The following is a 20,156-nucleotide window of genomic DNA, read 5'->3' as shown; positions in this document are numbered from 1 at the left end:
ATGGTATCCCTTCATGGCTCATTTGGGCTCGCGCAGGGCGAGCGCCGCTTTCAGCGCAAACAGAGCGGTGACGGTGCGGCTGCCATGGCTCAGCACCTGCACCGGACCGCCCCCGGTGCGGCCAAGCGGCATACGGATGAAGGGCGTCGCCGGCCACGCGCCGCCTACCGGGGCGAGCGCGGCCAGGCCGGCTTGCGCCACCCGTGCCGGAAGCGGGGCGCGCGACGCGGTGAGCGCCAGCAGCGCGAACGCAGTGGAGAGCGGATCGCTTTCGGGGCCCAGGCCCCACCCTCCGGCGCCCAGGCGGCTTTCGAGCAAGAACGCGCGCGCCCGGGCGACACAGGGGTGGTGCGGAACGATGCCGGCGATCAGCCGCACCGCCTGCCAGGTGGCGTAATAGGGACCGTGGTACCAGGTCGACCGCCAGCTCCCGTCCGCGCGCTGCTCGGCGGCGAGCCAGTTCGCGCCGGCGACAACGATCGCGCCGAACCGGTCGGGATCGTAAAGCACCAGGGCATGCAGCAGGTTCGCGATCACCTCGGGGTCGGCCGTCGAGCCCCAGGCCAGCCTCACCCATTCGGCTTGCAGGGCCTGCTCGGCGGTTCGTGGCGGATCGGGCACGATCCAGGTCGGCAAGAAGCCCTCGTCGCTCGCCAGCGCCAGCAGCGCCGCCAGCGGGGCTTCGCAATACTGCGCGACGAGATCACGCCGGCCGCCGCGCAGCAACACCAGCATGACCTGCGCAAGGTCGTCCGCATCGGCCGGCAATTCGATGAGGTCCGGGAAATAGCTCCAGCCCCCGACCTCGTCTCGCCGGCGGCGGTCGAGGAGATGCTCGATCGCGCCGACGATCAGCGGCGCATGGGCCTCGGCGTCGTCGTCCTGCAGCGCGTCGGCGATCAGCGCGCGGGCGAACACGTCGCCCACCTGCTCGTCGGCTGGCCCACGGAAGCCCTGGGCGCGGGGGAAGGACATGACGTGCTTCGACTCGGCGAAGTCGTCATCGGCAGCGGCGAGCAGGACCTCGAGCGCCGTGGTGCCGATGTCCGCCGCGGGCGTCGGCCAGAGCTTCATAACGGGGGCAGCTGGGCGAGGTCGCTGATCTCGATCGGATCGAAGGCGGGCGGGGCCATCGCGGTCCGCCGCTCGGTCGGTGGACGCGTCCCCCACTGGTACCCGGTGTAGAAGTCGCGCCCGACCTCGTAGGTCTCGAACACGGTCGGCTCGCCCGCCTCGGCCTCGGTCTCGTAATGGAAGCGCAGCGCCGCCTCGCCCGGCGCCAGCAAGGCCTGCACACAGCGCCGCTCGTCCTGGCCGCGGTTCGGGTTGGACGCGTGGAACAGGCCGTTATGGAACAGGATCGCCTGGCCTGCACGCATGGGGACGACGCGCGTATGGCGCCGCAGCAGCTCCGGGATCAGCGCGTCGTAGGGAAAGCTCGTGTTGAAGCCGCGCGGGCTGCGGTTCAGCGTGTGGCTTCCGGGCACGATGAGCAGGCAGCCGTCCTCGTTGGCGACGTCGCGCAGCGGAGCCCACAGCGTCAGGGTGGCGTACCGGCTCTCGTCCACGAAGGCCCAGTCCTGGTGGAAGCTCACGAAGCTGCGCCGCGCCGGCTGCTTGACCAGGAAGCCGCCGAACAGCAGCTCATGCGCGGTCAGGGCGGCGATGCGCGGCGCGACCACGCGGGTGATCGCTGCATTCACCTGCCAGCGATAGCCCAGGTCGGCGGTGAAGATGCTGGAGTGGAAGGGATTGACGTGATGGTGGCGGAGGGATTGGCACACGGCGTCGAGCTCGGCGATCGCGGCCTCGTCCAGCAGGTCGACCATGACGAAGCCGTCTCGCTCGAACGCCGCCTGCCGCGCCGGATCGTTGAACACCGCTGCGACGCCCCTCACGTCGAGGCTCCCAGATAGAGGTTCAGGCGCGCGCCGCCCGCGACGTCGAGGCCGAAACCCACATAGGAGACCCGGCCGCCCTGCGCCAAGGCGCGGGCGACGGGCAGGGCGGCGAGAGCGAAGCGCGCGGAGAGCGCACCGATGCGGTCGATCCACTCGGCCGCCGCGTAGCCCAGGCAGTGAGCGCCGCAGACATCGGCCTTGACGTCGATCACACGCCCGTCGCGCGGGTCGAGCCCGACCGCGAGCACCAGCCCGTCGCCGTCGATCACCCGGTCGCCGATCAGCAGGCGCACGAAGTCGGCCATCGCGGGATCGGTCAGCAGGGGCAAGCCGAACGCGGCGAGCGGAGCCGCGCAGGCAAGCCGCCAGTAGATCTTCAGGCGGACGAAGCGCTCGTCGACGCCCTCCAGCCCCGCCGCCATCGGCAGGCCTGCTGGCCGCAGCCGATCGACGACCCGGGCCGCTTCGGGCCCCGCGATGGCCGCCAGCCACTCGGCGACGCGCCGCCAGCGCGCCTCCAGCGCACCCTTGGTGACGTCGAAATAGATCGCGCACCCTGGGATCCGAGGGGCGGCGCCGAACCACGCGACGCCCTCGACATAGACTGTCAGCTCGCCGTCATGGGGCAACAGGAGGTCCCAGCTCTTCGCCACCAGCGGCGCCAGCCGGTCGGCCCGCGCGGCGGCCAGCACCGGTCCGACCGCCGCCCGAGTCGCCTCCGCGCGCGCTTCAGGATCGGCGAGATGGGTGGCGGGATCTCCGATCAGCCGCATGTCCCAGCCGTCGCGGCGGCTGGTCAGGCAGAGCTGGAGGGGCGTCCCATCGGCGTTGAGCGACGACTTGCCGGGCGCACCGGGCGCGCGATCGTCGCGCGCGGTCAGCAGGTGCGCCAGGCGGCCGACGTCGTCGATGCCGAGGGCCGCAAGGTCGGCGCCCAGACGCACCAGCGCCGCGGGCCAGGCCGGGGCGTTGGCGCCAGCGGGGATAGCCTCCATGGTGTCCTGCGCCCTAGCCAATGTAGATGGTGCTGGGCGTTCCCTTGTTGCCCGGAGCGCCGGGCGCGCCCGGCGTGCCCTCGTTCCCGGCATTGCCCGAGCCGCTGCCGCCGGTGCCGCCCCTGCCGGCCACGCCCGCGGCGCCGCCGTTGCCGTTGTCGCCGCCGACCGAGGCGACGCCTGTCCCCTGCGCGACCGATCCGTTCGTGGATGTGAAGCTGACGTTCACCGCGCTGCCGTTGCCGCCGTTGCCGCCATCGCCGCCCTTGCCGCCGCTGCCGCCGTTGCCGCCGTTGCCGCCGGCCGAGCCGCTGCAAGCGCCGCCGGCCGGGCACGAGCTCCCGTTGCCGCCGCTCCCGCCGTTGCCGCCGTCGCCCCCGGCGCCGCCGTTGCCGCCCCTGCCGCCGTCGCCGCCCTTGCCATAGATGGTGATGCTGCTTTGCAGGTCGTTGATGGTGATGGTGAAGGGCTGCGCCGGCTGGCCGTCCGCGCCCTTGCCGCCGTCCGTTCCCGAGGTTCCGGAAACACCCGTCCCGCCGCTGCCGGAGGCCGGGCTGCAGGTGGATTTCCAGTCACAGTTGGCGTTGGTACCGGCTGGGCCATCCGTGCCGTTCTTTCCATTCGAGCCGTCGGTACCGTCGGCGCCGTCCTGACCGACGACATAGAAATCGTAACCATTGGCGAGTGTCATGGTTGGAGCCTCCAAGCCTAGCGTTCAGGAAAGCTTCTTGAGCACCTGGATTGTCATCACCCCGGGGGCATAGATGAGAACCTGGCCGCCGGTGTAGATGTCCATCTCCGCATAGTTCAGGGCGACGGGCACGGCGCCGCTAATGATCAGCGGTTGCCCCGGGCGGACGACGATGGTCTCGCCGGCGAACACCGCCAGATTCATCTCACTGAAGGCGGCCTCGATGGCCGACTTGAGGCCGGGATCGTTCGGGCTCGCCGCAGCGAAGCCGGCCCCGTGGAAGATATAATCGTATGCCGCCGCGGTGAGCCGGGCGTACTCCTCACCGGCGTCCTCGGCCGCCGCCGCGGCGTAGGGGAAGGGCGTGCTGACCGTCCTCGTCATCGCCGCACGGGCGTCGCCGGCCGGGTTCAGCCAACGCCGCATCTCGTCGAGATCGGTGGTGGTGAGGATCTTGGGCTGCACCGCGCTCGGGCCGCCGCTCGTGTCGAGAACGATCGGACCACCATTGGCATTTTCCAGGCGTTGGCCCTCCACGTCGTCCACGGAAATGCCATATAGACTGAGCTGCTCCGTGAAGGCACTGAGCTGCTCGGCCCGCAAGTTCGCAATCATGAATCCTCCTAGTCAATGGAGACATGAGTCATCGCGCGACGATTGCCCCTACGCGCACCACGCACCATGACGTGGCACATCTGTGCCCGGGACGCTTGACGTTCCTTGCGACGAGTGTTTCGTACGGACCGCTTACTCGTCGGCCTCCGCGATTCCCTTCTCGCACCATTTAATCTCTAGGTCAACTCACATATTGACTGACCCGTGTGTGTCCGCCGCTGTGTCAGCGACAGAGGATACCTTACGTCCACGCGACCAGGCTGTGGCGAATCTCGCTCTCCAACAGGAGGACGCGGTGCATGGCCTAGGAACGGAAGACGATGACCGTCCCGCGCCGTCGCAGCTCCGCCTTCAAGGACGCTTCCTGCCTCAGCGCCCTCGTTGGTAGGAGCCGAGGACCTCGGGCTCGACCAGGGGCGCGACGTGCTGCCTAGAAGCGTGAAGCTGGGGAGCGGCGCGGCGCGCACGGACCCAGTTTGCTGACGCGGTGACCACCGCGCGAGACGGTGTTCGCGCAGCGCTCACGACGTCTGGCCACCGACAGCCAGGCGTCTGGCCACCGACAGCCAGACGTGAGATTCCGGAGCGGAGCTCCTTGCGGCCCAGCGAGGCCTGGGCGCCCGTCGAGATGCCGGAGGGCATCCCGAGGCCGATGGGCGTGCTGGTCTGTCTCGACTTCCTGTTTCGAGAGAGCGAGCCGCACCGGAATCTCGTGGCGCCGCGGCTCGGGGCGTGTCGCTTTCTCGCCGTGCCGAGCCTGACGCCGCACCACACGCTGCCCGAATTCACAGGCAAGGCCCTGGAGGAGGCTCGCCGGTACGGGCGGCCGGTGCTCTATTGCGACGGCGCCGGGGGCAGCGGCACCGCGGTCCCACCCTTTCGCTCTGCCGCGCTACACTTCCTCGCGCTGCGATCCGGCTTGATTTGCCTACGCGCCGGAGTGCTCTGTTCGTGCGAGATTGGGCTCGTTGTTCACGCTTGTCGCAATCGTCGCGGATCGCGGAATAGGCAGACGCGCAGGCCGGAGGCTCTCCTCGTCGACCGCCCGCAAATCCAGGCCCGAAGGGGAAAAGGGTGGCTAACTACGGTAGAATCGGCGAGCGAACCGAAGTCATAGCGGGTCCACGAACCTGAACGTCGCGTCGGCCTGGAAGGAGCCCCCGTCTCGGCTTACAAAGAGATGAAAATCGGCGTGACGAATGTAATAGCCGGAGACACTGTACGACTCGAGAGAGAGCCAGGGATCCCCGACGCCAGGTTGAAGCGCGGGCCGGATGCAGAATGTTGCGTCTCGCTTGAAGAGGATTTTATCGGCAAACGGATGCAGCTTGAGCCGCAAATCTTGGTGGCGGAGATAGGCTCCAGGAACATCGCTGGACTCGAAGGAAACGCAGCTACTATTGGCCAGGCCGGCAACGATTCTGAAAGTAGCATCCGCCCTATCCAGCGCAGAATCCACCGTGGTCAGTTCTCCCAGGTAATCTCGGTGACGAATGTACATGCCGGGGAAGTTGTGCGACTCGATCGAGACGAAGTCACCCACCCCACGGGCTTGTGCGGAGACTTCAGGGCCCTCCTCGTCGAGCTCGGGCATGCCATCGGTGCTGCATCCGCTGACCACGATGGCCCAGCACAGAGCCCAGAACGGAGTGAGAGCAACGGTGGAGCAACAGGACTTCGATGACATCATGTTTTGTCATTCCTGGCTGACGAGATCAAATGTTTTCACTCGGAACCTAACAATCGCTGCGGCAGTGTCAAGACTCGCTCCCAGCGCCACGCCTCGTCACGCTTGTGAACGCAAGCGGATTTGTCGCTGACGGCGGATGCGTATAGGCCGTACAAGCGTCGTCGGGAAGTCAATCGGTATCTTGCCTATACGCTACCAGGCTGGAGAATCACACGGAATGAAAGGCTGATTATCCAAGCATGCCTCTCCTAGTGCTCTGACGCGATTCTGTTGAACCAGTCGGATCCGAAAACTCGCTCGGCGTCGCGGACGGTGAACTTCCAGTTGTTCTTGCGGCGAGCTCGGTCCGCAACTGCATTCCATTGCCGGACGCGAGCCCGGAGTTCCTTGAGCGTCGGGATGCGGTTACGGCCGAGGCACTCCCTGGACACGAGGCTGGCTTCGATCTCCGCGGCGTTCAGCCAGCTCGCGTGCTTCGGCGTGTGGTGAAACGCGAAACGCGAGGCAAGCGCGTGGCCCCGCTCGGCCCCGAAGGCCTTGATGAGCGATGCAGGGGTGTGAGTATTGAGGTTGTCGAGCACCAGGTGAATCCGACTCGCCCGCGGGTAGGCGCGGGCGATGCGCTCGGCGGCGAGCGCGAAGGAAGGACGCGTCCGATCCTCGGTCGCGTGGGTGAGATGGCGCCCGGTCTTCGGCTCCACGATGCAGAAGATGTTGGCGGTTCCCCGACGGACGTACTCGTAGTCGATGCGCCGTGGCTTCCCTCGGCGCATCGGCCTGTCGGGCCTTGCGCTGTCGTGCAGGACGACGGGGCGCTCATCGAGCGCTATGACCGGTTCGCTCGGGTCGTGGGGCCGGGCGTACAGCTCCAGCACGTCCTTCATCCGCTCGACGAACGGCGTGTCGATCTTCGGAACGCACCACATTTTTTCCCGCCAGGGTTTGATGTCCTGGTCGGCGAGGGTTCTTCGTATGGTCTCTTGGCTGACCGCGCGAACGATCTTGCCGCTGCTGGAGCGGGCGGCGGCGCGCGAGGGAAGCGGGCTCCGCGACGTCCGGCTTGCCATCGAGCAGCTCTGCAGGGGCGAAGAGCGTGCCCGCGCGTCCGGGGAAACAACCTTCGCTGAGTTCGCCGAGTTGGTTGTTTCTGGAAGGCTCGCCGAGCAATACCCACTGCATGTGAAAGCGCTTCGCCATCCGGAGCAATACCGGCATAAGCTCAATCATGTTCTAGGGGTACTCGGCCCCGTTCCTCTCCCTCGTTTGACGCTTGATCATGCGGATCGAGCGATCTCCATGCTGCCAGGACATCTTGAGGACTCCTCGCGTCAGGGAGTCGCAAAGGTCATTCATCGGATACTCGCGCTCGCGACCTATCCGGCGCGCATCATCGTAAGCAATCCGCTGCCGCGTGGATGGATCCCCAAGGCGGAGGACAACAAGGCCAAAGGCTCCCTCTATCCCGACGAGGATAGGCGCCTCATGGCGGCGGTGAATATGCCGCTGTCCTATCGGATCTTTATGGCTTCCTGATTCGCGAGGGAATGCGGGCGGACGAGGCAGGAAGGCTGGAGCCGTCCGACCTCGATCTCGAGCGCGGCGCCGTGGTGCTCGACGACATGGGGGATTTCGCGCCTCTGGACGAGGCGATCCCCGAGCTGAACGGCAGGGGTGGCCGTTTAGGTGGAAGTGATCCCATGTCTGCCGGACGGGAGGCGGGCTCGCCGTCGCCGAGCAACGGCGCGTCCCTTGTCCGCGCGCTGCACCACCGAGCGCCGGCCGCGGTCGTTGACCACGCCGGCCAGCCCGCAGCGGGCGCCCCGGTGGCTGCATGCGGCCCGTTGGGCCCGCGTTGGGCCACGCCGGCGAGCGACTCGGCCGCGAATCAGACATAACAGATTGAAATTTTTGATATTTCGTCCGTGTCCGCCTCGTCGTCCCAGAAATCCTGGCGGGATTTCTGACGCGCGGGGCCAGCCGGGCCCCGCCCGCCGTCGCCCCCGCGCGGCCGCCCTCCGCCCCGGCGGCGAACGCGCCTGGCCGGAGGCGCCGCGGCGCCCTACCTTGACCGCCATGAAGAAGCTCCGTGTCGATGTCTGGTCCGACATCGCGTGCCCGTGGTGCTACGTCGGCAAGCGCCGGCTCGAGGCCGCGCTCGCCAGGTTCCCGCGCCGGGATGCGGTCGAGGTCGTCTGGCGCGCGTTCGAGCTGGACCCCGCGGCGAAGCGCGTCCAGGACGCGGAGGTCCCCTACGCCGAGCGGCTCGCGAGGAAGTACGGCGCGTCCGTCGCCAAGGCCGAGGGCATGATCCGGCAGATGACCGAGGTGGCCGCGGCGGACGGGCTCGAGCTCCACTTCGAGAAGGTCCGGCCCGGCAACACCTTCGACGCGCACCGCGTGCTGCACCTCGCGGCCGAGCGCGGCGTGCAGGACGCGGTGAAGGAGCGGCTGCTCCGGGCCTACATGACCGAGGGCGAGGCGATCGGCGAGCCCGAGGTGCTCGCGCGCCTCGCCGGCGAGGCGGGGCTCGATCCGGCCGAGGTCCGCGAGGCGCTCGCGGGCGACGCGTTCGCGCGCGAGGTGCGGGCCGACGAGGCCGAGGCGCGCGCCATCGGCATCACGGGCGTCCCCTTCTTCGCGATCGGCGGGCGGTACGGCGTCTCCGGCGCGCAGCCGGCCGAGGCCCTCCTCGGCGTGCTCCAGCGGGCGTGGGACGAGGCGGCCGACGCGCCCGACGCGCCCAACCACGCGCTCGCCGAGGGAGCGGCCTGCGGCCCGGACGGGTGCGCGTGAGCCGCCGGGCGTGATAGAGCTGCCGGCCGATGTCGATTCAATGGTATCCCGGCCACATGACCAAGGCTCGGCGCACGATCGCCGAGTCGATGCCGTCGCAGGACATCGTCATCGAGGTGCTCGACGCCCGCATGCCGCAGGCCAGCGAGAACCCCGTCGTGGCCGAGCTGCGCGGCCGGAAGCCGTGCATCAAGGTGCTCAACAAGAGCGATCTGGCGGACCCGGCCGTGACCCGGGCGTGGCTCCGCCACCTCGAGGAGGAGCCCCCGGCGCTCCTCGGTGAGGCCTCACGTGAAACATCGCGTGAGGCGCCGCCCGGCGGCAAGGTGCTCGCGATCGCGATCTCCGCGACCCAGTCGTCCGAGGCGCGGCGCCGGATCCCGGAGCTCTGCAAGCGCCTCGTGCCCCCCAAGAACGGCCCGGGCAAGGTGGTGCGGGCCATGATCGTGGGGATCCCCAACGTCGGCAAGTCGACGCTCATCAACACGCTCATGGAGCGCAAGGTGGCCAAGGTCGGCGACGAGCCCGCGGTCACGAAGAGCCAGCAGCTCGTCACCTTGAAGAGCGGCATGGCCATCTCCGACAACCCGGGGATCCTCTGGCCGAAGATCGACGACGAGGCGGCCTCGTTCCGCCTGGCCGTGGGCGGGGCGATCCCCGACACGGCCATCGATTACCAGAGCGTCGCCCTCTTCGCGGCGGGGTACTTCCTGCGGCGCTATCCCGAGCTGCTCGTCGCCCGCTACAAGCTGAAGGAGCTGCCGGAGACGGCCGCCGCGCTGATCGAGGAGATCGGCCGCCGCCGCGGCTGCCTGCGCGGCGGCGGGTCGGTGGACCTGCACAAGGCGTCGGACATCCTGGTCCACGACTTCCGCGCCGGGCGCCTCGGGCGCATCAGCCTGGAAGAGCCGCCGGGGCTGGAGTCGCCCTCGGGGATCGAAGAGAGCGCCTGAGCGGCGGCGCGGCGCGCTCGGTGATGCGCGACCTTGTACGGCTGCCTTCCGACCCGCGTGCTACCAGGCAAATACCGATCTTCATGAGGGCTCCCTCCAGCCAGGAACGAACATCTCATCAGGGTAAGCTGGGGTGTCCATCCTGTCAGCGCGCGCTCCAACCTGTTGGACAGTGTCCAATCCGCCGCCTCGCCGTCGAGGCGCGGGCCCTGGCGCTCGGCCGGCGTCGCCCGGGGCGCGGCGGCGCGGCGACGTCGAGCTGCCGCGCATGCTAGGCTCGCCGGTCGGCGTGAACGCCTAGGATCTTCGACCGGCGACGGCCGGCGCCGCTATCCTGCGGGCCACGGCGGCCGCCAGGCGGCGCCGCCGCGACGCCCCGCCCCTCACCCCATCCACTCGACGAGGACCTCACTCCATGGCCGGAAGCAGCCTGCTCGCCCTGATCGACGACATCGCCACCGTGCTGGACGACGTGGCCGTGCTGACCAAGGTGGCCGCCAAGAAGACCGCCGGCGTGCTGGGCGACGACCTCGCGCTGAACGCGCAGCAGGTGACCGGCGTCACCGCCGAACGCGAGCTGCCGGTCGTGCTGGCCGTGGCCAAGGGCTCGATGATCAACAAGGCGATCCTGGTGCCGGCGGCGCTGGCGATCAGCGCCTTCGTGCCCGTGGCCATCACCCCCCTGCTGATGATCGGCGGCGCCTTCCTCTGTTACGAGGGGTTCGAGAAGGTCGCGCACAAGGTGCTGCACTCCGAGCAGGAGGACGAGGCCCACCACGCCGAGCTGGTGCACGCGCTCACCGACCCGAAGATCGACCTCGTGGCGTTCGAGAAGGACAAGATCAAGGGCGCGGTGCGCACCGACTTCATCCTGTCGGCCGAGATCATCGCGATCACGCTGGGCACCGTGGCGGCGTCGCCGTTCGGCACGCAGGTCGCCGTGCTGACCGGCATCGCCCTGCTCATGACGGTCGGCGTCTACGGCCTGGTCGCCGGCATCGTCAAGCTCGACGACGCCGGCCTCCACCTGAGCCGCCAGGGCGATCCGGTCCAGCAGTCGCTGGGCCGCGGCATCCTGAGGGCGGCGCCCTGGCTGATGAAGGGCCTGTCGGTCGCCGGCACGGCGGCGATGTTCCTTGTCGGCGGCGGCATCTTGACGCACGGGGTGCCGTGGCTCCATCACCGCATCGAGGACATGACCCACGGCGTCGGCCCCGTGCTCGGCGCTGTGGTGCCGTCGCTGGCGAACGCCGTGGTCGGTGTCGCGGCCGGCGCGGTGGTGCTGGGCGTCGTGACCGCGGTGAAGCGGGCGCTCGGCCGCGACAAGCACGCCCCCTGAGGCCGAACACGACCCGCGAGCTCGCCTCGCTCCTCCTCGTCGCAGCGTCCGCCCTCGGCTGCACAGCGCCCGCGCCACGGCCGGCGGACGCCGCCCCTTAAGCGGCCGCCGCCCGGCACCTCGTCAACCAGGGATACGTGGTGATCGCGCCGAATTTCCGCGGCTCGACGGGCTACGGCGACGAGTTCGCGTTCGCGAACCGGTTCGACTGGGGCGGCGGCGACCTCGACGACGTGCGCGACGCCGCGGCGTGGGTGGCGCGTACAGGAGGGCCGCATCGCCGCGGTGATCAGCCCTGTCCCGGCCGCACAAGGGCCGCGAGCAGCCTGTCGAGGGCCGCGGCCGGGTCGGCGCCGAGGCCGACGTGGACGCGCGAGGGCTGGACGATGGTGCTGGCCGGCGACACGAGCCAGCCGAAGCGCTCGGCCTGGGGGAGCCCGGCGACGTACCCGCACGCCGGATCGCCGGCGCAGACGCGGCGGATGAAGTCGAGGTGGTTGCGGACCGCATCGAGGTCGAGATCGGGCCAGAGGGCGAGCAGGCGCCGCTCGTCGGGCTCGAGGCGCGCGTCGAGGAAGCCCCGGGCGCGGCAGAAGAGGACCACCCCGACGTTGACGCGCTCGCCGCGCTCCACGCGCGGGACCACGCGCAGCACGGCGTAATCGAAGGGGTCGGCCCCCGCGCGGGCAGGCGGAGGGCTAGCGCCGGGCTCGAGCATCGAGCGCCTCCTCGACGAAGCCCCGCGGCGCCGCGAGGCGGCGGGTCAGGTAGGCGGCATACGCCGCGCGCCGCGCCTCCGCGACCGGCGCGGCCTGCGGCCCGGGCTCGTCCACCGGGTCGGACGAGAACGCCGAGCGCCGCTCTCCGGCGAGCCGGACCGGGGGCGCCTGCTCGACAAGCCACGCGTCCGGGATCGCGGCGACGATCTCCGCGATGCGCTCGGGCGTGAGCCGGGCGCTCAGCGCGGCGTCGGCCGCGGCGAGGTCGCCGGCGAACGGCAAGAGGACGTGGTTCCCGATGAGCGGGAAGCGGTCGGGGGCGTCGGCGAGCGGATCGGTCGCGTCGGTCCAGGCGTGGTGGACGTAGAGCGCCGCGCCGTGGTCGATCAGCCAGAGGCGGCGGTGCCACAGGAGCAGGTTGGGGTTCTTGGGCGTCCGGTCCACGTTGCTCACGAAGGCGTCGAACCAGACGACGGCCGCCGCAAGCCCGGGGTCGAGCGCCGGGCCGGCGAGCGGATGGAAGGCGAGCGACCCGGGCAGGTAGTCGAGGGCGAGGTTCAGGCCGGCGCTCACCGAGAGCAGGTCCGAGAGCTCGGGGTCCGGCTCGGCGCGCCCGAACTCGGGGTCGAGCTCCATGAGCACGATCTCCGGCACCGGCAGCCCGAGCGCGCGCCCGATCTCCCCCGCGACGAGCTCCGCGATGAGCGCCTTCGGCCCCTGGCCGGCGCCGCGGAACTTCAGCACATAGAGCCCGTCGTCGTCGGCCTCGACGAGGGCCGGCAGCGACCCGCCCTCGCGGAGCGGGGTGACGTAGCGGGTCGTGTGGACAGTTCGGATCATGGGGGACCTTGGCGCCATGACGGACCGCGCCCCTCGGGTCAGGCGGCGGTAGTTGACGACATCTCGGCGCTCGATGCCAGCGCGTCGCCGCCGCGCGCGGGTCCGGCGGCTCGCGAGGCGACGCCGCGGCCAGCACCGACGACAGCAGGCGTGCATTTACGTTACGTGAAACGGGGAAGCTGGGTCGAGCTGGGTCGCACCCGAACGCGCGCCCTCGATGATCGATGAGGCCGGCCGGGCGCTCGCTCCGCGCAGCTGCGCGAGAACGAGCGCCGCAGGCCGTCCTGGCTCACTCGCCGAGGTGATCCAGCCGCGAGCCAGGCACGGTCTGGTAGTCACCGAGCAGCAATCCCTGCAGATCGGCCGTGAACTCGAACGGACCGATCACATGAATGACCTCGCCGCTCGCGCCACCGGCGCCGCCCTCGCCGCTCGTGCCGCCAGCGCCGCCCTCGCCGCTCGTGCCACCGGCGCCGCCCTCGCCGCTCGTGCCACCGGCGCCGCCCTCGCCGCTCGTACCACCGGCGCCGCCCTCGCCGCTCGTACCACCGACGCCGCCCTCGCCCGTCGCGCCACCGGCGCCGCCCTCGCCCGTCGCGCCACCGGCACCGCCCTCGCCGCCAGCGCCCGTCGCGCCACCGGCGCCGCCCTCGCCGCCAGCGCCCGTCGCGCCACCGGCGCCGCCCTCGCCGCCAGCGCCGCTCGTGCCGCCGGACCTCGTGACGGTGATGGAGTCGACGTAGACCACGGTCGGGTTGGCCCAGGGCCCCGCGCTACCTGCATCGACCTTGAGGCCGATGCGCCTCACCTTGTCCTTTTCGAACTTCGGAGGGTCCGTAGCGGCCGCAGCGGCGGCATCGACGTCAATGGTGAGCTCCGTCCACTCGCTCAGACTGCTGAAGTCCGTCCACGCCCAGGGGACGCCCGCCCAGGTCTGGTCCTGTCCGTTCTGTACGAACGTCTGCACCCCACCGCCGGTGGCGGCGTGGGCCTTCAAACGGAACGTGACGGTGGCGCCGGTCAGGTCGACGAGCGCCGGGAAGTCGAACTGGAACAGCGTCCCTGTGGTGGCCGCGGTGAGCGGCACGGCCAGCCGGGCGCAACCCGAGCAGCTCTCGTCCGGACCAGGACCGATGTCTGGAGCGCCGCCCCCGCCGCCTTCATTCGTGCCGCCCTCGCCGCCTTGGCCGCCCTCGCCGCCTTGGCCGCCCTCGCCGCCTTGGCCGCCCTCGCCGCCCTCGCCGCCCTCGCCGCCTTGGCCGCCTTCGCCGCCTTCGCCGCCGCCCCCCGTGCTGGTCGAGCCCCCGGAGCCGCTCGTCGACGTGCTGGAGGAGGTGCCCCCGCCGCTACCGCCGCCGTCGTCGTCGCCGCAACCCGTCAACGCGAACGCGCCGGCCACAAATCCACATAGCGCCAAAGAAAGTACTGATCTCATCGCATCCTCTCCATGTGTCCTACGCGCGGTCGCGCGGCTGAGTATCGCCGTTCGCCGTACCTGCTCTTGCCGTACCCGAGCTCTCTCCGAACCCGCCGCGCGGGCGCGACGTTATCCCGAAGCCGGAATTTTCTCAACGGCGCAGGTGGACTTTTCCGAAACGCAGCCCTCGGCGCGCCGGACGCTCATCGATCGTCGGTTTCGCCGCCTGCGCGGGCCGCGCCCGAGGTGCTCTCGGATCCCGCCTGGAGACCCGACCGTCCGGCGAGACGACATGGCGCTGATGGCCGTGGAGCTCGACGGCGCCGGCTTCTTGAAACAGGGCCAGCACGGCGCGCTCGTAATCTGGCTCGCATGCGGCGAACACGGCCTCGGTGCAGTCGCGCCTCTCAGGCGGCTCCGGCGAGCAACCGCTCGATCTCGTGCATCGTCTCGACATCATCGCCGACCATCGCCTTCATCGACTGGATCCTGCGGCACACGATCGCGGCGATCTTCTCTTCAACGGTGTCGTCGGCATACGCCCAGTAGACCTGCGCAAAGCGTCCATCGCGGTGACAGCGGCCCTCGATCTGCGCCATCTGGATGGCCGACCACCGCAGATCGTGGATCACCTCCGAGCGCGGCGCCTCGTTGTGCTCGCCCTGGTGGAGCGAGATCCCCTCTTCCACGGTGAACAGCACAACGGGCGGCTCGCCGCGCTGGAAGCGGAGGCGCTCGGCCTCCTTCTCGCCGGCCGGCAGCGCGCCGTGGATCAGCGCGCACGGGACGCGCTCCCGGGCCAGCGCGGCCTGCACGGCCTCGAGCGTCTCCATGAACGCGACGGAGACCGCGACCTGATGCCCGTTGTCGAGCAGCTCACGCACGAGCTCCACGGTGCCTGGCACGCGGATGAGCGAGCTCTTCTGCCGCAGGCGCAGCGTCGCGGCGAGCGCCGACCTCGGGTTCGCGCCCTTCGGCACGAGCTCCATCTCCCGGCGGAACGCGGTCCAGGCCTGCGCGTAGAGCTCCCGCGCGGAGGCATCGAGCTCGAGGGGGGTGAGGATGCGGTTGATCTCGGGCCAGCCAGCCACGTCCTCCGGGCGGCGCCGCATCCCTACCGCGGGACGGCCGTCGAACAGGAGGGCTCGCACCTTCTCGCAGTCCGCCGGATCGCCGCGCCAGTCCCACCTGCCGAAGGCGCCGCGCGCGACCCCGAGCCCCTGGTCGGCGCACCACTGCTCGAAGTCCTTCAGATCCGCGGAGCGGCTCCCGGTCGCGCTGGCCAGGAGCGGCGCGAGATACGACAGCTCCAGCGGGTTCTGCCCCGCGGTGGCCGAGAGCCACAGCACGAACCGTGCGCGTGCGTTGAGCTTGACCGCGAGCTTGGAGCGCGCCGCCGCCGGGTTCTTGCAGCGGTGGCTCTCGTCCCAGATCACCACGTCGAACTCCGCGGCGCTGCCGGCGCGCGCCAGTCCCTTCTTCGATCGGATCCTTCGCCGCGCCTCCGGGGTCACCTCGAAGAGCTTGCCGAGCCGATCATAGTTGATGATCACGACCTGCTTGCCTGCGTCGCCCATGGCCTGGACGGTGCGGCGCCAGTGCGCGACGACGGCGAGCGGGCAGACGATCAGCACCGTCGTGACGTCCGGCATCCCGAGGACCGCTGCCCAGGCGGTGATCGTCTTGCCGAGGCCGACGTCGTCGGCGAGGAGGAACCCGGCGCGCCTCGCGGCTTTCGCGGCGGCGATGGCCCGCACGCCGTCCAACTGGTGCGGGCGGGGGACGATCGCGCCGGCGGGGGCGGCCGGCGCGGGCGCGGGGTCGTCGTTGAGCGCGAGCTCGATGCGTCGCTCCCACGAGTACGGCGCGGCGCGGAGCGGCGCGAGGGCCGGCGGGAGCGTCTCTGCGCGAACGACGAACACGCCGTGCGCCGCGTCCCAGCGCGCGCCGCTCGCGGACGCGACCGCGCGCATCGCGAACGGGACGTCGAGCACATGGGCTCGCTCCGCCGCCGCGCGCGGAGCAGGGGCCGCTGGAGCGGCCCCGCTGGAGGCTCTACGCGGGGCCGAGACCGTTCGCTTGGCGCGCATCGTCGTCATGACGGCCCTGATACCAGCGCGGCCGCGCGCACGCGCAGGATTCGGCGTGAAGGCGCAGGCGAGACCTCCTTCTCGAGCGCCTTCGGGAGCTCGCGCGATCAGTCGGCGATGTGAAGCAGCGTCGAGCCTGCCACTGGCATATAATCGCCGATCACCATGGGCTCCACGCCGGTCGTGAACTCGAACGGGCCCACCACATGAACCACATCTCCACCGGGGCCGCCGCCCTCGCCGCCCTCGCCGCCCTCGCCGCCAGCGCCGCCAGCGCCGCCAGCGCCGCCCACGCCGCCGGCCCCAGCCACGCCACCTTCGCCACCCACGCCGCCGGCGCCGCCCTCGCCGCTCGTGCCACCCGCGCCGCCTTCGCCGCCGGCGCCGCTCGTGCCGCCCGCGCCGCCTTCGCCGCCGGCGCCGCTCGTGCCGCCCGCGCCGCCTTCGCCGCCGGCGCCGCTCGTGCCGCCCGCGCCGCCTTCGCCGCCGGCGCCGCTCGTGCCGCCCGCGCCGCCTTCGCCGCCGGCGCCGCTCGTGCCGCCCGCGCCGCCTTCGCCGCTCGCGCCGCCCTCAGCGCCCTCGCCGCCCGCGCCGCGCTCGCCACTCGGGCTCCCGGCGCCGCGCGCACCGCTCATGCTCGCGGGCCTCGTGACCGTGATGGAATCGACGTAGATGACGGTCGGGTTGGCCCAGGGCCCCGTGTCGCCCGCCGTGACCTGAAGCCCGAGCAACGCCACCACGGTTCCCTTGAAGAAGGGAGACGTCGAGGCCGCGGCATCGACATCGATCGTGATGTCCACCCACTCTCCCAGGCCGGCGACCGGATTCCATTCATAGCCGATGTTCGCCCAGAACAGGTCAGCCCCGTTTTGCACGAACGGCTGCAGGCCACCCTTCGTGCCGGTGTGGGCCTTCACGCGGAACGTGACGAGGGAGCCGGTCAGGTCGACCGGCTCGTCGAACCCGATGAAGAACTGCGTCGCTTGCCCTGCGCTCATGAGCGGCACGGAGAGCCGCGCGCAACCGGAGCACTGCTCGTTCGGATCGGTGCTCCCACCGCCGCCTGCACCCGAGCCGCCGCCGGCAGCTCCCGTGCCGTTCGAGCTGCCGGTCCCGCCTGTCAAGCTCGACGTGCTGGAGCTGGAGGGGCTCCCGCCAGCGCCGCCGCTGCCCAAGCCGCCGTCGTCACCGCAACCCGCTACGGCGAACGCGCCGACCAGCAAACCGGTTATTGCCAGAGAATGAACGGTTCTCATCCGAGCCCCTCCTTGGATCTATCCCGCGAGGATGCGCGGCCGAAGCCGCCGTTCGCCGTAACGGCTGCCGCCGCACCCGAGCTCCTCCGAGCCAACGCCGCAACCTCGAGATTATCTTGCACCGAGCGCTTTCTCAACAGCAAGGACGATCGAATACGTTGTCAGGAGCACAGCGAGCGCGTTTTGCGATCATGGATCGCTGGGTACGCTGCGAGGGCGGCAGCCACATCAGACCACCTGTGGAGTCGAGCTCGGAGCGCAGCGCGCCTCTGGCGCCGGCGGCCGAGCGCTCAGGGGCGCTCGACCGTGGCGCGATGACGCCGAGACGACGGCGGCGCCGTTCACGGGGCCCGTCAAGGCGCAGGGCTCAGCGCCCGCCCGAGGCCGGCGCCGCGGTGGGGTGGAGTAGCATCAGGGCGATCGCCGCGACATAGAACGAGAGGCCCGCCAGCAGGAACGCGATGGCGACGCGGTAGATCGTGGTCTTGCGATCCCGGTAGGCGAGGGAGACGAGGAGCCAGCTGCGCATGTCGTTGCCCGGCTGCTGGGTGAGCCAGCGGATGTGCTGCACACCCCAGACGATCAGCGTCGCGGCGAGCAGGACGATCCCCACGCCGGCGATGATCAGCCCCTGCGCGGCGCGGCTCGTGCCGGCGATGAGGCGGCCCGAGAAGCCGGTCGTGGTGATGACGATGCCGCACAGGCCGATGAGCACCTGGGCGCGGTTGTGGAGGACGGCGAACTGCCCCTCCACGATCCTGTGCGCGACCTCCCAGGACTCGGCCCCGACGAGCTTGATGAACCGGTCCACCTCTTCCTCTCGCGCAACGCTCTTCATGACCGACGCCGTAGCACTCCGGCGCCCGCGCCTCATGCCCCTCGCGCGTCCGCCCGCCTCGCGCCCGGGCGCGGCTCGGCTCGGGCAGCGCCCGGCTCACCCGTCGCCGCGGCGCGCCGCACGGGCGAGGAACAGGCAGAACGCCGCGAGGGTGAGCGCCGCCATGAGCGCGCCGGCGACCCACAGCACGGGGCGGTGCCCATAGCGATCGACGCCCATTCCCACGACGGGCGCGAGCAGCACGAAGGCGAGGCGGAACAGGAAGCTGCGGAGCGACACGCAGCTCGCGCGATCGCTGTCGGGCGCGAGCCGCTGCTCTGCGTGGTGGAGCAGCGGCATGTGGAGGCCGCGCATGAACGTGAGCAGGAAGTAGAACGCGAACCCGAGCGCGTGATGGGAGAGCGCCAGGCCGAGGTACCCGGCCGCCACAAGGGCGACGCACACGAGCAGCGTCCCCGTCATGCCGAGGCGGCGGCCGGCGCGCTCGCTCAGCATCGCGCCGATCGCTGTGGTGAAGCTCGCGATGGCCCACATGGGGCCTATCCACGTGACCTCGGCGCCGGCCTCGGTGGCGTACAGGGCCATGAGCCAGGTGGGCAGATACGACGCGAGCGCGAACACGACCCCGAGCAGCAGCACCGCGCGGAAGTCGGCGCGCTCGAACAGCGCGTCGCGCACGATCGCGCGCATGCGGCCGAGGTGGTCCTCGACCTTCGGCTGCGCGCGCTGGGTCTCGCCGAACCGGAGGGCGATCCCGAGGGCGAGCACCCAGGCCACGACCTCGAGCAGGAACGGCAGGCGAGACCAGCGCGCGTACAGGAAGCCCGCGATGAGGGCGGAGCTCCCCGAGGCGATCTGCGCGATCGAGCGCATGCGGCCGTACCAGCGGGCGAACTCGTGCTCCCTGCCCTGCTCGCGGAGCGAGTCGTAGAGCAGCGCGGAGTCCGCCCCCGAGACGAGCGAGAACCCGACGCCGAGCACGAGCTCGGCGAGCAGCACCGACCAGAGCGCGTGCGCGAGCGCGTAGACCAGCCAGCCGAGCAAGATGCTGCACGAGCCGAGCACGAGCGCGCGGCGATGGCCGAGGCGGTCGGCGATGTAGCCGGAGGGGAACTCGAAGAGCGCGATGCTCAGGCTGAACGAGGCCTGCACGCTCATCATCGTGGCCACGCTCATGCCGATGTCCTTGGTCCAGAACAGCGGAAAGATGGCCGCCGGGAACATCAACGAATGCACGCCGTAGTAGGCGCAGATGAGCCAGGGGTTCCGCTGGACGGGCGACATGACAGGAGGGCGCGAGCTTACGCCGTCGAGGGCGCCGCGTGCTCGAGCGGCGGGGCCCCGCGCCGCGCGACGAACAGCCTCTCCTCGGGCCTACCGTGATCGCGAGACGAGGGAAGCACCGGGGTGACGCGGGGATGGCGCGGAGCTCCCGACCCGCTTCGGCGTCGCGGGCGTTCCTTATGCCGCGCGCCCGTATTTCACGTCGTACTTCAGGAGCTGGACGCCGTTCGCGTACGGCTTCGAGCCGACGAGCGCCAGCTCGACCTTCCTGGTGCTGCCGCCAAAGAGCCTGACCCCATGGCCGAAGAGGATGGGATTCACCTTGAGGATCAGCCGGTCGATGAGCCCGCGATCCAGGAGAAAGCCGGCGAAGGCGCCGCCGCCGCAGAGATAGATGTCCGCGCCGTCGACCGCCTTCAGCCCCTCGACGACCGCGACCTCGTCGCGATCGACGACCCGGACCTCCGCATTCTCGTCGAAGCGCAGCGTCTTCGAGAAGATGTGGTGTTCCATGTGCGGGTAGGCCCGCTTCCCCGGGACGAGCCCGAAGGGATAGCCCCACTCGTACGTCTTTCTCCCCATCAAGACGGTGCCGTAGCCCTTCAGGCGCTCGGCGTACTCGGCAGCGTGCTCCCCCTCCATCAGGAAACCGTCGACCGAGCCGTCCTCGTGCGACACGAAACCGTCGAGCGTCACCGCGACGTCGTATATGATCTTTCTCACTCGAATCCTCTC

At 70.5% G+C, this 20,156-nt stretch carries 19 protein-coding genes and 1 pseudogene; 5 read left to right on the top strand and 15 right to left on the bottom strand.

The genetic code is table 11. The annotated features are described in order from the left end of the window. Window positions 1-18: 18 nt before the first annotated feature. From WMF28_RS06925 to WMF28_RS06895, 7 genes are all read right to left on the bottom strand, one after another. The gene (locus WMF28_RS06925) at window positions 19-1,074 is read right to left on the bottom strand and encodes a hypothetical protein (protein WP_437601285.1); all 1,056 of its coding nucleotides are present in this window, start codon (window positions 1,072-1,074) and stop codon (window positions 19-21) included. Then, on the bottom strand, window positions 1,071-1,898 hold the full coding sequence (locus tag WMF28_RS06920; RefSeq protein ID WP_437601283.1) for a phytanoyl-CoA dioxygenase family protein: 828 nt from the start codon (window positions 1,896-1,898) through the stop codon (window positions 1,071-1,073). Before WMF28_RS06920 ends, WMF28_RS06925 begins: the two co-directional genes overlap by 4 nt. After that, a complete protein-coding gene (locus WMF28_RS06915) occupies window positions 1,895-2,896 on the bottom strand; it encodes a hypothetical protein (protein ID WP_437601282.1) in 1,002 nt (333 codons plus the stop codon). The genes WMF28_RS06920 and WMF28_RS06915 overlap by 4 nt, the downstream gene beginning before the upstream one ends. Before the next feature lie 13 nt (window positions 2,897-2,909). Next, window positions 2,910-3,587: a hypothetical protein gene (locus tag WMF28_RS06910; protein ID WP_437601281.1), complete on the bottom strand. Its 678-nt coding sequence runs from the start codon at window positions 3,585-3,587 to the stop codon at window positions 2,910-2,912. A gap of 24 nt (window positions 3,588-3,611) precedes the next feature. Continuing rightward, window positions 3,612-4,202 (bottom strand): hypothetical protein, encoded by a 591-nt coding sequence (locus tag WMF28_RS06905; protein WP_437601279.1) that lies wholly within the window; start codon window positions 4,200-4,202, stop codon window positions 3,612-3,614. A 1,111-nt stretch (window positions 4,203-5,313) separates the two neighbouring features. Continuing rightward, window positions 5,314-5,892 carry an AbfB domain-containing protein gene (locus tag WMF28_RS06900; protein WP_437601277.1) on the bottom strand — a complete coding sequence of 193 codons (579 nt, stop codon included), beginning with the start codon at window positions 5,890-5,892 and terminating at the stop codon, window positions 5,314-5,316. Window positions 5,893-6,140: 248 nt separating this feature from the next. Continuing rightward, window positions 6,141-6,959 (bottom strand): IS630 family transposase, encoded by an 819-nt coding sequence (locus WMF28_RS06895; protein ID WP_437601276.1) that lies wholly within the window; start codon window positions 6,957-6,959, stop codon window positions 6,141-6,143. Between WMF28_RS06895 and WMF28_RS06890 the strand changes: the two genes are divergently transcribed. From WMF28_RS06890 to WMF28_RS06870, 5 genes and pseudogenes are all read left to right on the top strand, one after another. Further along, the gene (locus WMF28_RS06890; RefSeq protein ID WP_437604397.1) at window positions 6,865-7,425 is read left to right on the top strand and encodes a hypothetical protein; all 561 of its coding nucleotides are present in this window, start codon (window positions 6,865-6,867) and stop codon (window positions 7,423-7,425) included. The two genes, WMF28_RS06895 and WMF28_RS06890, sit on opposite strands and share 95 nt — an antisense overlap. A 540-nt stretch (window positions 7,426-7,965) precedes the next feature. Beyond that, window positions 7,966-8,685, top strand: a complete 720-nt coding sequence (locus tag WMF28_RS06885) for a DsbA family oxidoreductase (protein WP_437601274.1) — start codon at window positions 7,966-7,968, stop codon at window positions 8,683-8,685. Window positions 8,686-8,714: 29 nt separating this feature from the next. Then, window positions 8,715-9,638, top strand: coding sequence for a ribosome biogenesis GTPase YlqF (gene ylqF / locus WMF28_RS06880; protein ID WP_437601273.1), 924 nt, complete (start codon window positions 8,715-8,717; stop codon window positions 9,636-9,638). Window positions 9,639-10,053: 415 nt separating this feature from the next. After that, window positions 10,054-10,977, top strand: coding sequence for a DUF808 domain-containing protein (locus WMF28_RS06875; protein WP_437601272.1), 924 nt, complete (start codon window positions 10,054-10,056; stop codon window positions 10,975-10,977). A 131-nt stretch (window positions 10,978-11,108) separates the two neighbouring features. Next, window positions 11,109-11,231, top strand: a pseudogene (locus WMF28_RS06870) (prolyl oligopeptidase family serine peptidase); the annotation flags it as partial. 35 nt (window positions 11,232-11,266) lie between these two features. Here the strand turns inward: WMF28_RS06870 and WMF28_RS06865 are convergent. The 8 genes from WMF28_RS06865 to WMF28_RS06830 form a co-directional block, all read right to left on the bottom strand. Beyond that, window positions 11,267-11,695 carry a DUF3037 domain-containing protein gene (locus WMF28_RS06865; RefSeq protein WP_437601270.1) on the bottom strand — a complete coding sequence of 143 codons (429 nt, stop codon included), beginning with the start codon at window positions 11,693-11,695 and terminating at the stop codon, window positions 11,267-11,269. Further along, a complete protein-coding gene (locus tag WMF28_RS06860) occupies window positions 11,676-12,536 on the bottom strand; it encodes a HipA family kinase (protein WP_437601269.1) in 861 nt (286 codons plus the stop codon). Before WMF28_RS06860 ends, WMF28_RS06865 begins: the two co-directional genes overlap by 20 nt. Window positions 12,537-12,825: 289 nt before the next feature. Then, the gene (locus WMF28_RS06855) at window positions 12,826-13,935 is read right to left on the bottom strand and encodes a hypothetical protein (RefSeq protein WP_437601268.1); all 1,110 of its coding nucleotides are present in this window, start codon (window positions 13,933-13,935) and stop codon (window positions 12,826-12,828) included. Between the two features lie 425 nt (window positions 13,936-14,360). Continuing rightward, window positions 14,361-15,947, bottom strand: coding sequence for an SNF2-related protein (locus tag WMF28_RS06850; RefSeq protein WP_437601266.1), 1,587 nt, complete (start codon window positions 15,945-15,947; stop codon window positions 14,361-14,363). 203 nt (window positions 15,948-16,150) lie between these two features. Beyond that, window positions 16,151-17,299 (bottom strand): hypothetical protein, encoded by a 1,149-nt coding sequence (locus WMF28_RS06845; RefSeq protein WP_437601264.1) that lies wholly within the window; start codon window positions 17,297-17,299, stop codon window positions 16,151-16,153. A 367-nt stretch (window positions 17,300-17,666) separates the two neighbouring features. After that, window positions 17,667-18,137 (bottom strand): hypothetical protein, encoded by a 471-nt coding sequence (locus WMF28_RS06840; RefSeq protein ID WP_437601263.1) that lies wholly within the window; start codon window positions 18,135-18,137, stop codon window positions 17,667-17,669. 96 nt (window positions 18,138-18,233) lie between these two features. Further along, a complete protein-coding gene (locus tag WMF28_RS06835) occupies window positions 18,234-19,421 on the bottom strand; it encodes an MFS transporter (RefSeq protein ID WP_437601262.1) in 1,188 nt (395 codons plus the stop codon). Window positions 19,422-19,598: 177 nt separating this feature from the next. Next, window positions 19,599-20,144 carry a dihydrofolate reductase family protein gene (locus tag WMF28_RS06830; RefSeq protein ID WP_437601260.1) on the bottom strand — a complete coding sequence of 182 codons (546 nt, stop codon included), beginning with the start codon at window positions 20,142-20,144 and terminating at the stop codon, window positions 19,599-19,601. Window positions 20,145-20,156: the final 12 nt, after the last annotated feature.

Source organism: Sorangium sp. So ce590, from assembly GCF_051521365.1.
GTDB lineage: Bacteria > Myxococcota_A > Polyangia > Polyangiales > Polyangiaceae > Sorangium.
Note: the sequence above shows the minus strand (reverse complement) of the source record. Positions and strands in the feature narration are given on the sequence as shown.